Raw genomic sequence first — 12,591 nt, forward strand, 5'->3', positions numbered from 1 at the left:
TCGCCGGGCCGGGGCAACGTCGCTTCGAAGGGATACTGATGGCAAAGATCCTGAGCTTCTCGGATGACGCCCGGCACCTGCTCGAGCACGGTGTCAACGCCCTCGCGGACGCGGTCAAGGTCACCCTCGGCCCCCGCGGGCGCAACGTCGTCCTGGACAAGAAGTTCGGTGTGCCCACGATCACCAACGACGGCGTGACCATCGCCAAGGAGATCGAGCTCACCAACCCGTACGAGAACCTCGGCGCGCAGCTGGTCAAGGAGGTGGCGACCAAGACCAACGACATCGCCGGCGACGGGACCACCACCGCGACCGTGCTGGCCCAGGCCATGGTCCGCGAGGGCCTGCGCAACGTGGCCGCGGGCACCAACCCGATCGGCCTGAAGCGGGGCATCGACGCGGCGGCCGCCAAGGTCTCCGAGGCGCTGCTCGGCAAGGCCGTCGAGGTCGCCAGCAAGGAGTCGATCGCGCACGTGGCGACCGTCTCCGCGCAGGACGCCGCGATCGGCGAGCTGATCGCCGAGGCGATGGAGCGGGTCGGCCGCGACGGTGTGATCACCGTCGAGGAGGGCTCCGCGCTCACCACCGAGCTGGAGGTGACCGAGGGTCTCCAGTTCGACAAGGGCTTCATCTCGCCGAACTTCGTCACCGACGTGGAGGGGCAGGAGTCGGTCCTGGAGGACCCGTACATCCTGATCACCACGCAGAAGATCTCGGCGATCGAGGAGCTGCTGCCGTTGCTGGAGAAGGTCCTCCAGAACAACAAGCCGCTGCTCATCATCGCCGAGGACGTCGAGGGCCAGGCCCTGTCCACGCTCGTGGTCAACGCCATCCGCAAGACCGTCAAGGTCTGCGCGGTGAAGGCCCCCGGTTTCGGCGACCGCCGCAAGGCGATGCTGCAGGACATGGCGGTCCTGACCGGCGCCGAGCTGGTCGCCCCGGAGCTGGGCTACAAGCTCGACCAGGTCGGCCTGGAGGTGCTCGGCACCGCCCGTCGCGTCGTGGTCGACAAGGAGAACACCACGGTCGTCGACGGTGGCGGCCAGTCCACCGAGGTCGCCGACCGGGTCGCCCAGATCCGCAAGGAGATCGAGGCCTCGGACTCCGAGTGGGACCGGGAGAAGCTGTCCGAGCGGCTGGCGAAGCTCTCCGGTGGCATCGCGGTGATCAAGGTCGGCGCGGCCACCGAGGTCGAGATGAAGGAGCGCAAGCACCGCATCGAGGACGCCATCGCCGCGACCAAGGCCGCGGTCGAGGAGGGCACGGTCCCGGGCGGCGGCGCCGCGCTGGCCCAGATCCTCCCGGTGCTCGACGACGACCTGGGCTTCACCGGCGAGGAGAAGGTCGGTGTCTCGATCGTGCGCAAGGCGCTGGTCGAGCCGCTGCGCTGGATCGCCCAGAACGCCGGCCACGACGGTTACGTGGTGGTGCAGAAGGTCGTCGGCAAGGAGTGGGGCACCGGCCTCGACGCCGCCACCGGCGAGTACGTCGACCTGGCCAAGGCCGGCATCCTCGACCCGGTGAAGGTGACCCGCAACGCGGTCTCCAACGCCGCCTCGATCGCCGGCCTGCTGCTCACCACCGAGAGCCTCGTGGTGGAGAAGCCGGCCGAGCCGGAGCCGGCCGCCGCCGGCGGGCACGGCCACTCGCACGGCCACGGCCACCAGCACGGCCCGGGCTTCTGACCCGAGGAGTACGGCCCGACGTCAGGGCACATCGCCGAGTCGGCGGTGTGCCCTGACGCGTATCCGCTTACGGAACGCTGACAAGATTGGCGGCCGGCCCGACCGGTCGACCACACTTGGCCGGGTGAGCACGATCTCCCGCCGCCACGCGGCACTGTCCGGTGTCGTCGCCGCCGTGGTGGCGCTCGGCGTCGCCGAACCGGTGGCCGTCCTGACCGGCCCCCGGTCCGCCCCGCTGATCGCCGTCGGCGGCCTCGTGGTCGACCTGGTGCCCGAGCCGCTCAAGCAGTTCGCCATCGACGTCTTCGGCAGGTACGACAAGATCGCCCTGCTGGTCGGCACGGCGCTGCTGCTGGCCGGTTTCGCGGCGCTGCTCGGCCTGGCCGCGGCCCGACGGCTGGCGCTCGGCCTGGCCGGCATCGCCGCGTTCGCCGCGCTCGGCGTGACCGCCGCGCTGACCCGGGCCGGCGCGGACGGGTTCGACGCGCTGCCCTCGCTGGTCGGCGCCGGCCTCGGCGGGCTGACGCTCTGGGCGTTCGTGGCCGGCCCGCTGCGCGCGGACCGCGACCCGGCCACCCCGTTCTCGGGCGGCACCGCCGGACCGGCCGCCGCGACGGAATCCCGGCCCGGGCCCACGCCGCCCCCGGCGGTCGCCGCGCTGGCGGGCGAGGAGGAGAACCCGGGTGGTTGGGAGCCGCCGGAGGGCGGTGACCAGGAGTCGCGGCGCCGGTTCCTGCGCGGCGCCGGCCTGCTGACCGGCGCGGCGGCGGTGGCCGGCCTCGGCGGGCACTGGCTGGCCGGGCGGCGCGGTGTCTCGGCGGCCCGGGAGGCGGTGACGTTGCCCGCCCCGGCGGCGTCCGCCCCGCCGGTGCCGGCCGGCGCGGACCTGTCCCTGCCCCGGCTCGCCCCCTACGTCACCCCGAACCGGGAGTTCTACCGGATCGACACCGCGCTTGTGGTGCCACAGGTGGACCCGGTCACCTGGACGCTGCGCATCCACGGCCGGGTCCGCAACCCGATCGAGCTGAGCTTCGACGACCTGCTGGCCCGGCCGTTGGTGGAGCGCTACGTGACGCTGGCCTGCGTCTCCAACGAGGTGGGCGGTGACCTGATCGGCAACGCCCGCTGGCTCGGCGTGCCGATCAAGGAACTGCTGGACGAGGCCGGCCCGGAGGAGGGCGCGGACCAGGTGGTCGGGCGCGCGGCCGACGGCTGGACCTGCGGCACCCCCACGTCGGTGCTGCGCGACGGGCGGGACGCGCTGCTCGCGGTGGGGATGAACGGCGAGCCGCTGCCGGTGGAGCACGGCTTCCCGGTGCGGATGGTGGTGCCCGGCCTCTACGGCTACGTCTCGGCGTGCAAGTGGCTGACCGAGCTGGAGCTGACCAGTTTCGCCGACTTCGACGCGTACTGGGTGCCGCGCGGCTGGTCCGCCCAGGGCCCGGTCAAGACGCAGTCCCGGATCGACACGCCTCGTGCCCGCAGCCGCCCGGCGGCCGGCCCGCTGACGGTCGCCGGTGTGGCGTGGGCGCAGCACCGCGGCGTCCGCCGCGTCGAGGTACGCGTCGACGACGGCCCCTGGCGGGAGGCGACGCTCGCCCCGGCCGTGTCGTCGGACACCTGGGTCCAGTGGTCCTGGCGCTGGGACGCCACCCCCGGCGAGCACACCCTCCAGGTACGCGCCACCGACGCGACAGGTGAGACGCAGCCGGAGCGGCGCAGCCCGGTGGCCCCGGACGGCGCGACCGGCTGGCACACCGTCAAGGTCACCGTGGCCTGACCCGCGCTGACCCGCCTGCCCGCCTGACGCCGGGGGCGGAAAGTGAGCTGGTCGAGCAGCTGGGCAAGCCTTCCGCGACTGCCTTCGATGACCGTGCCGGGAAGCGTGAATACACGACGCCGCGCCCCGGGGTTCGGGGCGCGGCGTCGGGAGGTGCGAAGGGTCAGGCGACCTTGCGCTGGTCCGGGACGGCGGTCTTGTGCGACCGGCCGAGGCGGGCCTCGAGCCGGGCGACGTCCACCCGGGACTGCCGGCGGTCGGCCGCGTCCTCCCAGCCGAGGGCGAGCAGCCGCAGCCGCTCGGACTCGCTGAACCCGCCCCAGACGCCGTACGGCTCGCGGACGGCGAGGGCGTGGGCGGCGCACTCGGCGCGCACCGGGCAGGCTCCGCAAACCGTCTTCGCGCCGGTCTCGCGGCGCAGCCGGGACGAGCCGCGCTCGCCGTCCGGGTGGAAGAACTGGGCGCTGTCGCGGCCCCGGCAAGCGCCGAGCCGCTGCCAGTCCCAGAGGTCGACGATGGGTCCAGGCAGCCTACGTACGTTCGACATCAGCACCCCTCCTCCCGCGCGGCACCGCGGAGAATGTTCGTGGCCAGCTACCGGGCGGCGGTCCGCGCGGGATGCCGGTTCCGGATGGACAACTCGGTACCCGAGCTGTCCCCGGCTCACACATCTGTGATCGAAAACCTTGGACAGCGAGCGGCATATGCCCCATCTGTCGGAAAAGTTCGGATGATTGCTCGGAACCCCCTCCCGAGCACACCCGCACGTGGTCTGCTCTGAGTCGGAGAGGAGACCACAGTGCGTAGCGTTCTTGTATGCGTACGGACACCATTGGCGGCCCAGCATCTGACCTCCGCGGCGGCGCGGCTCGGGCTGTCCGGCGTCGTCCGGACGGCCGTCTCCGATCCCGAGGTGATGCTGCGGCTCGCCGAGCGCCCGGTCGACGTGGTCCTTGCCGACACCGCCCTGACCCGACCGGACAGCGCCGGCTTCGTGCGGCGGGTGCTCGCCCGCGCGCCGCAGGCCGCGGTGCTGCTGCTCGGCGTCGAGGAGTCGGAGTCGGCGGCGGCCACCATCAGCGCCGGGGCCCGCGGTCTGATCCAGAACGCCGACCACGATCTGACCAGCGCGGTGGCGAAGGCGCTGCTGCTGCTCTCCGCCCCCGGGCGGGCCAACCGGCACCGGGTGGCCGACACCGCCCGGGACGCGGCGGCGGTCGGCGGGCCGACCCGGGCGACCGCGCCGGGGCGTACCCCGGGTGGGCCCGGCTGGCCGGCCGCGCCGGTGGATGCCGCGGGCCTGCCCACGGTGGTGCCGGTGCAGCGGGGCGAGGACGCCAACGACCCGGCGGCGGAGGGGGCGGAGACACCCCAACCGGGCCCCGGCCAGCGACCGGCGCGGACGCCGCGCAGCGCGATCGGCCTCACCGAGCGTGAGCTTCAGGTGCTGCTCGGCATGGCGGAGGGCAAGAGCAACGCGGAGATCGGGCGGGAGTTGTTCGTCTCCGAGGACACCGTCAAGACGCACGCCCGGCGGCTGTTCCGCAAGCTCGGCGCGCGCGACCGGGCGCACGCGGTGGCGGCCGGTTTCCGGGCCGGCCTGGTCGCCTGAGCGGCGGCCGGATCATTCCTGCGCGGCGTCGTCCGTGCCCTCGGTGAGCGTGTCGTGCACGCCGTCCGCGTAGCCGCGGGCGTAGTCCCAGCTCACGTAGTGGTCGGGATCGGGATCGTAGGCCGGCTCGTGCACCCGGGGACGCCCCGAGTTCAGCAGGTGGCGCAGGTTGCCCCGGAGCAGGTCCCAGTCGAAGTAGTGCGGCTCGCGGCAGTCCTCGCACTCGATGACCAGGCCGCGCACCCCGATCGGCTGGAGCAGGGCCTGGTAGATCTCGAGATCGGCGAGATCCTCCAGGACGTCCTGCCGCTCGACCTCGGTCAGCGGGTCGAGTGTCTCCTCCTCGCCGGAATCGTGCAGGCCGGCAGCCGGATCGGCCGGGTCGCCGTTGAACGGGTCGATGGGCTCGTCGTGCACCCTCTCACCGTAGACCCCGAGCCGCCGGAAAGCCCGCCCCCGGCCGCGCTGTGGCCCGGCCTACCCTGGGCCCGCCGCTGCCCGGGGCCGACCGGGTCAGTGGGTACGATGAGGCGACGCGCCGTCACCCCGGTGCGCGCCGGTGCCCGCGCGCGCCACCTCGCTGCAGCCCGTTCGACCAGCTCAGGGGAGCAATCGTGGAGAATTCGCCCAGCACCGAGACCTCGACCGGCTCCGACGGCGGCGAGCTGGGCGGCCATCTGCCCGAGCTGCCGGCCGGTTCCGCCCGGGTGGTGCCGCTCGGGCTGACCTTCGACGACGTGCTCCTGCAGCCGGGCGAGTCGGACGTCGTGCCCAGCCGGGTCAACACCCGCACCCGGCTCACCCGCAACATCGAGCTGACCGTGCCGCTGCTCTCCAGCGCGATGGACACCGTCACCGAGGGCCGGATGGCGATCGCCATGGCCCGCCAGGGCGGCATCGGCGTGCTGCACCGCAACCTCTCCGTGGAGGACCAGGCGCTCCAGGTCGACCTGGTGAAGCGCTCCGAGTCCGGCATGATCACCAACCCGGTGACCGCCAGCCCGGACGACACGCTCCGCGACGTCGACGCGCTCTGCGGCCGCTACCGCATCTCAGGCGTCCCGCTGGTCGACGGCCAGGGGCAGCTGGTCGGCATCGTCACCAACCGCGACATGCGCTTCGTCTCCGACCCGGCCACGCCGGTGCGCGACATCATGACCCGGACCCCGCTGATCACCGCGCCGGTCGGGGTGAGCAAGGACGACGCGCTCGCCCTGCTGCGCCGGCACAAGGTCGAGAAGCTGCCGATCGTCGACGAGTCCGGCAAGCTGCGCGGCCTGATCACGGTCAAGGACTTCACCAAGAGCGAGCAGTACCCGGACGCCACCAAGGACGAGGCGGGCCGGCTCCGGGTCGCCGCCGCGATCGGCGTGGGCGAGGACTCGTACAAGCGGGCGCGCACGCTCGTCGACGCCGGCGTCGACGTGCTGATCGTGGACACCGCGCACGGCCACCAGCGGGCCGTGCTGGAGATGGTCGCCCGGCTCAAGCGGGACGTGACCATCGACATCGTGGGCGGCAACATCGCCACGTACGCGGGCGCGAGGGCGCTGGTCGAGGCCGGCGCCGACGGCGTCAAGGTGGGCGTCGGCCCCGGTGCCATCTGCACCACCCGGATCGTGGCCGGGGTGGGCGTGCCGCAGATCACCGCGATCATGGAGGCGGCCCGGGCCGCCCGCCCGGCCGGCGTGCCGGTGATCGGTGACGGCGGCATCCAATACTCCGGCGACATCGCCAAGGCGCTGGTGGCCGGCGCCGACACGGTGATGCTCGGCAGCCTGCTGGCCGGTTGCGAGGAGAGCCCGGGCGAGCTGATCTTCATCAACGGCAAGCAGTACAAGGCGTACCGGGGGATGGGCTCGCTCGGCGCGATGCAGTCCCGCGGCCAGGTCAAGTCCTACTCCAAGGACCGCTACTTCCAGCAGGACGTGACCAACGACGAGAAGCTGGTCCCCGAGGGTGTCGAGGGCCAGGTGCCCTACCGGGGCCCGCTCGCCCAGGTCGCGCACCAGCTCATCGGCGGCCTGCGACTCGCCATGGGCTACGCGGGCGCGGAGAGCATCGCCGAGCTGCACGAGCGTGGGCAGCTCATCCGGATCACCGCGGCCGGGCTCAAGGAGAGCCACCCGCACGACATCCAGATGACCGTCGAGGCGCCCAACTACCACACCCGCTGACCTCTCCCTCCACCCCCGAACACACCTGGAGTCCCCATGCGTGACGTGGTCGAGATCGGGCTGGGCAAGACCGCGCAGCGCGGTTACCACCTGGACGACATCGCCATCGTGCCGAGCCGCCGCACCCGGGACGTCGAAGACGTCTCCACCGCGTGGCAGCTCGACGCGTACCCGTTCGGCATCCCCTGCGTCGCGCACCCCTCGGACGCGACCATGAGCCCCGCCTCCGCGGTGCGCCTCGGCGAGCTGGGCGGCCTCGGCGTGCTCAACGTCGAGGGCCTCTGGACCCGGTACGAGAACCCGGCCAAGATCCTGGAGGAGCTGGCCGGCCTCGGCGAGGACGCCCGGGCCACCAAGCGCCTCCAGGAGGTCTACGCCGAGCCGATCCGCCCCGAACTGATCGCCGAGCGGGTCCGCGAGCTGCGGGCCGGCGGCGGCACGGTGGCCGTCCGGGTCTCGCCGCAGCACACCCTGGCGCTGGCCCCGGTGATCCTCGACGCCGGCGTGGACATCCTGGTCATCCAGGGCACGCTCGTCTCCGCGGAGCACGTCTCCACCACCGACGAGCCGCTGAACCTCAAGGAGTTCATCGCCGACCTCGACCTGCCGGTCATCGTCGGCGGCTGCACCGACTACAAGACCGCGCTGCACCTGATGCGCACCGGCGCGGCCGGCGTGATCGTGGGCATCGGCGGCGACGACTGGTCGACCACCGAGTCGGTGCTCGGCATCCGGGTGCCGATGGCCACCGCCATCGCCGACGCCGCCGCGGCCCGCCGCGACTACCTCGACGAGACCGGTGGCCGGTACGTGCACCTGATCGCCGACGGCGACATGCAGACCTCCGGCGACATCGCCAAGGCGCTCGGCTGCGGCGCGGACGCCGTGATGCTCGGCGAGCCGCTCTCGCTCTGCGAGGAGGCGCCGGCCGGTGGCGCCTGGTGGCACTCGGCGGCCAGCCACCCGTCGCTGCCCCGGGGCGCGTTCGAGGTGGCCGGCGAGCCGATCGGCTCGATGGAGCGGCTGCTGTTCGGCCCCGCCGACGAGCCGGACGGCCAGCTCAACCTGTTCGGCGGCCTGCGCCGGGCGATGGCGAAGTGCGGCTACCGCGACCTCAAGGAGTTCCAGAAGGTCGGCCTGGTCCTGGACCGACCCTGACGCGCCGCCGCTTCGCGGCGACTCCGCCGACCCTGGGTGACCGGTCGCCTAGGGTCGGGGGATGGCGCACAGGCGGGTGTGGACGGCGGGCGTGCTGGCGCTGGCGCTCGCCGTCGGCGGGTGCACGGGCGGCGACGACAGCGGGTTCCGGCCCGGGGCCGCGGACGCCGGTGACCCGTACGTGCCGGGGGCCGGCAACGGCGGCTACGACGTCGGGCACTACGCGCTGGACGTCCGCTACGAGCCGGCGGACGACCGGCTCACCGGCACGGCCACGCTGACCGTCACCGCCACCCAGGCGCTGTCGCGGTTCCAGCTCGACCTGGCCGGCCTCACCGTCGACCGGGTCCGGGTCGACGGCGAGCCGGCGAAGCACCGCCACGACGACGCCGAGCTGGTCGTCACCCCGGCGCACGGGCTGCCGGCCGGGAAACGGTTCACCGTCGAGGTGGCGTACGGCGGGGTACCCCGGCCGCTGCCCGTCGCCGAGCTGGGTGACGGCGGGTTCCACCACACGCCGGACGGGGCGATCGCGCTCGGCCAGCCCGAGTCGGCAAGCACCTGGTACCCGGTCAACGACCACCCGTCGGACAAGGCCACCTACGACGTCGCGGTCACCGTGCCGGACGGGCTGGCCGCGCTCGCCAACGGTGTCCCGACGGGGCGGACGAGCGCGGGTGGACGGACCACCTGGCGCTGGTCGGAGCGCTCGCCGATGGCCAGCTACCTGACCACGCTGGTGATCGGCGACTACCGGGTCACCACCGGCACGCACGCCGGCAAGCCGCTGGTCACCGCCGTCGCCGCGGCGTTGCCCGGGGACGGGCCGGCCGCCGCGTCGGTGGCCCGCACCGGCGAGGTCGCCGACTTCCTGGCCGCGCGCTTCGGGCCGTACCCGTTCGACGCGTACGGCGGCGTGGCGGTCGCCGACGACCGGATCCGGTACGCGCTGGAGACCCAGACCCGCCCGGTCTACGGGCCGGGTTTCTTCGCCGGCGGCCGGCCGAACACCGAGGTGGTCGCGCACGAGCTGGCCCACCAGTGGTTCGGCGACAGCGTGTCGGTGGCCCGGTGGAGCGACATCTGGCTCAACGAGGGCTTCGCCACGTACGCCGAATGGCTCTGGGCCGAGCACGACGGCGGGCGGACCGTGGCGCGAACCGTCGCCGACCGCTACGCCGCCACCGACTGGTCGAGGCCGACGGTCGACCCGGGCCGGCCCGGGATGTTCGGCGACGCGGTCTACCAGCGGGGCGCGCTCGCGGTGCACGCGCTGCGCCGCGCGCTCGGCGACGAGACGTTCTTCCGCGTCCTGCGCGGGTGGCTGGCGCAGCGCCGCGGCGGCAACGCCACCACCGCGGACTTCATCGGGTACGCGGAGCGGGCCGCCGGCCGGCCGCTGCGCGCGCTGCTGGACGCCTGGCTGATCGGCGCGACGCCGCCGGGCCTGCCGTGACGCGGACGTGATCGACGCTCGGTAGGCTGCCGCGGGCGGAATGGCCCGTGGGCAGGGCCGCCGTTCGGGGCCCCGGGAGGGATCGAGGCGATGGCGCGGCGCGGCGGACGACGACGGCTCGGGCTGCTGGCCTGCGGGACGCTGCTGCTGGCCGGCTGCGGCGCGGCCGAGCCGGACCGGAGCGCGGCGGCGCCCACCGAGCCCGGCCCGACCACCACCCGCAGCTTCGCGCCCGGCGCGCCCGGCGCCGGCGACCCCTACTTCCCGAGCTACGGCAACGGCGGCTACGACGTCGCGAACTACACGATCAAGGTGCGCTACGACCCGGACACCGACAAGCTCACCGGCGTCACCACGGTGCGGGCCACCGCGACCGCCGACCTGTCCGCGTTCAACCTGGACCTGGCCGGGTTGACGGTCCGCTCGGTCACCGTGGACGGCGCCGCCGCCCGGCACGCCCGCACCGACGACGAGCTGGTCGTCACGCCCGCCACCGGCCTCACCTCCGGCAACGGCTTCGTCACCGAGGTCCGGTACGACGGCAGGCCGGCGGCCCTGCGCAACGAGGCGCTCGGCGAGGGCGGCTGGCTGCACACCACCGACGGGGCGATCGCGCTCGGCCAGCCGGAGTCGGCGAGCACCTGGTTCCCGGTCAACGACCACCCGTCGGACAAGGCCACCTACGACGTCGAGATCACCGTGCCGAAGGGGCTCACGGCGGTCGGCAACGGCGTGCCGAAGGGCCGGACGACGGCCGGCGGCTGGACCACCTGGCGCTGGTCGGAGTCCTCGCCGATGGCCAGCTACCTGACCATGGTGGCGATCGGGAAGTTCCGCGTCACCACCGCCGAGCACAAGGGGCGCCAGGTCTGGAGCGCGGTCACCACCCAGCTCCCCGAGGGCGCGCCGGACCGCTCGATCGCCCGCACCGTCGAGGTCGCCGACTACCTGGAGAGCATCTTCGGGCCGTACCCGTTCGACGCGTACGGCGGCGTGGTGGTCGCCGACGACCGGATCCGGTACGCGCTGGAGACGCAGAGCCGGCCGGTCTACGGCGCCAGCTTCTTCCGGCGCGGCGACAACACCGACGTGGTGGCGCACGAGCTGGCCCACCAGTGGTACGGCGACAGCGTCTCGATCCAACGCTGGCAGGACATCTGGCTCAACGAGGGGCTGGCCACGTACGCGGAGTGGCTCTGGGCCGAGCACAGCGGGTCCTCGACCGTGCAGCGCACGTTCGAGCAGAAGTACGCGGCCGCGTCCGGCCTGGTGTGGCGGACCCCGCCGGGCAAGCCGGGGGTGGAGAACCTGTTCGGCCGGTCCGTCTACGACCGGGGCGGGATGGCCGTGCACGCGTTGCGGGTGGCGGTGGGCGACACCGCGTTCTTCACCATCCTGAGGACCTGGGCGGCCGAGCGGAAGAACGGAAACGCCACCACCGCGGACTTCGTGGCGCTGGCGGAGCGGGTGTCCGGGAAGAAGCTGGACAAGCTCTTCGACGCCTGGCTGTTCGGCACCGAACGGCCCGCCGCACCGAAGGCGAAGTAAGGAGGGGCCCCGGTTAACGCATTCTGCACAACAGGGCCCCCCCTACCACCTCAGGTCTTCACGCGCAGGGACGGGTGCGCGGTCAGGAACGCGTCCGCCCGGCCGCCGCGCAGCGCGGTGAGGAAGTCGCGGCCCGGCTTCTGGAGCTGCTCGCCGCGGTAGGCCCCGCCGCTGCCCACCCCGGTGCCGGGGAGCCCGACCAGGGTGATGCGGTCCGCCGGCATCCCGCCCAGGGCGTACGCGAAGTCGACCAGCTTCCGCGCGCCGCCGACGTACACCAGGGTCTTGCCGAGCGCGGCGACGACCTGCTCGACCCGCTGCGGGTCGCGGGCCGTGCCCTGGTCGAGGAGCTTGCCGGCGAGCGCCCGGATCAGCTGTTGCTGGTGCCGCTGCCGGGTGTAGTCGCCGCCGGCGGTGTAGCGCTGCCGGGCGTAGTCGAGCGCCTGCCAGCCGACCAGGTGCCGGTCGCCCTTCTGGTAGACCATCTGCGGCCCGGTGTAGCCGCCGCCGCCCAGCGGCCGCATCTTCCCGTCCGGGCGGCGGTGCCGGGAGGCGACCTTCTGGTCGACGTAGAGGTCGACGCCGCCGAGCGTGTCCACCAGCTTGTCGAAGCCGCCGAAGGTGATCACCGCGCCGGCGTCGATGCGCAGCCCGGTGTAGCGGGAGACCGTGGCGCGCAGCAACTCGTACCCCTGGGCGGTGCTGGGGTGGGCCTTGTCGCCCGGCACCCGGCTGCCGTAGCTCATCGCGTGGGTCAGCTTGGTCTTCCCGCCCGGGTAGCGGGCCTTCGGGTAGGCGGGGATGTCGACCACCAGGTCGCGGGGGAGTGAGAACAGGTACGCGCGGTCCAGCCCGGCGGGCACGTGCAGCACCAGCACGGCGTCGGCGTGCGGCTCCCACCCGGGGATGCTGACCCGGGTGTCGACGCCGACGAGCATCAGGTTGAGCGGGCCGGTCAGGTCGGCGCCGGGCGGCGGGGTCGGGCTGGCGCTGGTCGGGGCCGGCGTGGGTGACCCGGGTGGCGAGGTGGCCGGCGCGGCGGCCCGGGTCGGCGAGTGGTGCCCGACCAGTCGGGTGGTCACCACCGTGCCGCCGGCGACCAGCAGTGCCGCCACCAGGGCGGCCAGGCCGAGCAGGCGTCGTCTCGTCACGCGTTCTTCCTCTCCCCGTGGGAT

The 12,591-nt window shown here is 73.6% G+C and carries 10 protein-coding genes; 7 read left to right on the forward strand and 3 right to left on the reverse strand.

All coding sequences use genetic code 11. The annotated features are described in order from the left end of the window. Positions 1-38: 38 nt before the first annotated feature. Together groL and ACGFI2_RS29750 are read left to right on the forward strand one after the other, a co-directional pair. Entirely contained in the window at positions 39-1,685 is a 1,647-nt protein-coding gene (gene groL / locus ACGFI2_RS29745; protein ID WP_393523279.1) for a chaperonin GroEL, read from the forward strand. Positions 1,686-1,809: 124 nt separating this feature from the next. After that, positions 1,810-3,465, forward strand: a complete 1,656-nt coding sequence (locus tag ACGFI2_RS29750) for a molybdopterin-dependent oxidoreductase (protein WP_393523282.1) — start codon at positions 1,810-1,812, stop codon at positions 3,463-3,465. Between the two features lie 163 nt (positions 3,466-3,628). Here ACGFI2_RS29750 and ACGFI2_RS29755 read toward each other — a convergent pair whose 3' ends face one another. Continuing rightward, the gene (locus tag ACGFI2_RS29755; RefSeq protein ID WP_393523285.1) at positions 3,629-4,012 is read right to left on the reverse strand and encodes a WhiB family transcriptional regulator; all 384 of its coding nucleotides are present in this window, start codon (positions 4,010-4,012) and stop codon (positions 3,629-3,631) included. A gap of 252 nt (positions 4,013-4,264) precedes the next feature. Between ACGFI2_RS29755 and ACGFI2_RS29760 the strand changes: the two genes are divergently transcribed. Continuing rightward, positions 4,265-5,077, forward strand: coding sequence for a LuxR C-terminal-related transcriptional regulator (locus tag ACGFI2_RS29760; RefSeq protein WP_393523288.1), 813 nt, complete (start codon positions 4,265-4,267; stop codon positions 5,075-5,077). 12 nt (positions 5,078-5,089) lie between these two features. Here ACGFI2_RS29760 and ACGFI2_RS29765 read toward each other — a convergent pair whose 3' ends face one another. Continuing rightward, positions 5,090-5,494: a DUF5319 domain-containing protein gene (locus tag ACGFI2_RS29765; RefSeq protein ID WP_181570264.1), complete on the reverse strand. Its 405-nt coding sequence runs from the start codon at positions 5,492-5,494 to the stop codon at positions 5,090-5,092. Positions 5,495-5,691: 197 nt separating this feature from the next. Between ACGFI2_RS29765 and guaB the strand changes: the two genes are divergently transcribed. The 4 genes from guaB to ACGFI2_RS29785 all read left to right on the forward strand — a co-directional run bounded on the left by guaB (position 5,692) and on the right by ACGFI2_RS29785 (position 11,416). Continuing rightward, complete coding sequence (gene guaB, locus ACGFI2_RS29770) at positions 5,692-7,254, forward strand: IMP dehydrogenase (RefSeq protein ID WP_393523292.1); 1,563 nt, start codon at positions 5,692-5,694, stop codon at positions 7,252-7,254. A 36-nt stretch (positions 7,255-7,290) separates the two neighbouring features. Further along, on the forward strand, positions 7,291-8,412 hold the full coding sequence (locus ACGFI2_RS29775; RefSeq protein WP_393523295.1) for a GuaB3 family IMP dehydrogenase-related protein: 1,122 nt from the start codon (positions 7,291-7,293) through the stop codon (positions 8,410-8,412). Between the two features lie 61 nt (positions 8,413-8,473). Further along, positions 8,474-9,868 (forward strand): M1 family metallopeptidase, encoded by a 1,395-nt coding sequence (locus ACGFI2_RS29780; protein WP_393523297.1) that lies wholly within the window; start codon positions 8,474-8,476, stop codon positions 9,866-9,868. 90 nt (positions 9,869-9,958) lie between these two features. Next, the gene (locus tag ACGFI2_RS29785) at positions 9,959-11,416 is read left to right on the forward strand and encodes a M1 family metallopeptidase (protein WP_393523300.1); all 1,458 of its coding nucleotides are present in this window, start codon (positions 9,959-9,961) and stop codon (positions 11,414-11,416) included. Between the two features lie 50 nt (positions 11,417-11,466). On the opposite strand, the gene ACGFI2_RS29790 is transcribed toward ACGFI2_RS29785, so the two are convergent. Continuing rightward, positions 11,467-12,567, reverse strand: a complete 1,101-nt coding sequence (locus ACGFI2_RS29790; protein WP_393523303.1) for an LCP family protein — start codon at positions 12,565-12,567, stop codon at positions 11,467-11,469. Positions 12,568-12,591 lie beyond the last annotated feature (24 nt).

The sequence above is a fragment of the Micromonospora sp. NPDC049282 genome (genome assembly GCF_043197045.1).
Lineage (GTDB): Bacteria > Actinomycetota > Actinomycetes > Mycobacteriales > Micromonosporaceae > Micromonospora.

What these genes read in the sequence shown, in the direction of transcription:
- groL (WP_393523279.1), top strand. Translation starts at nt 39, where the DNA reads ATGGCAAAGATCCTGAGCTTCTCGGATGACGCCCGGCACCTGCTCGAG.
- ACGFI2_RS29755 (WP_393523285.1), bottom strand. Translation starts at nt 4,012, where the DNA reads ATGTCGAACGTACGTAGGCTGCCTGGACCCATCGTCGACCTCTGGGAC.
- ACGFI2_RS29775 (WP_393523295.1), top strand. Translation starts at nt 7,291, where the DNA reads ATGCGTGACGTGGTCGAGATCGGGCTGGGCAAGACCGCGCAGCGCGGT.
- ACGFI2_RS29780 (WP_393523297.1), top strand. Translation starts at nt 8,474, where the DNA reads ATGGCGCACAGGCGGGTGTGGACGGCGGGCGTGCTGGCGCTGGCGCTC.
- ACGFI2_RS29785 (WP_393523300.1), top strand. Translation starts at nt 9,959, where the DNA reads ATGGCGCGGCGCGGCGGACGACGACGGCTCGGGCTGCTGGCCTGCGGG.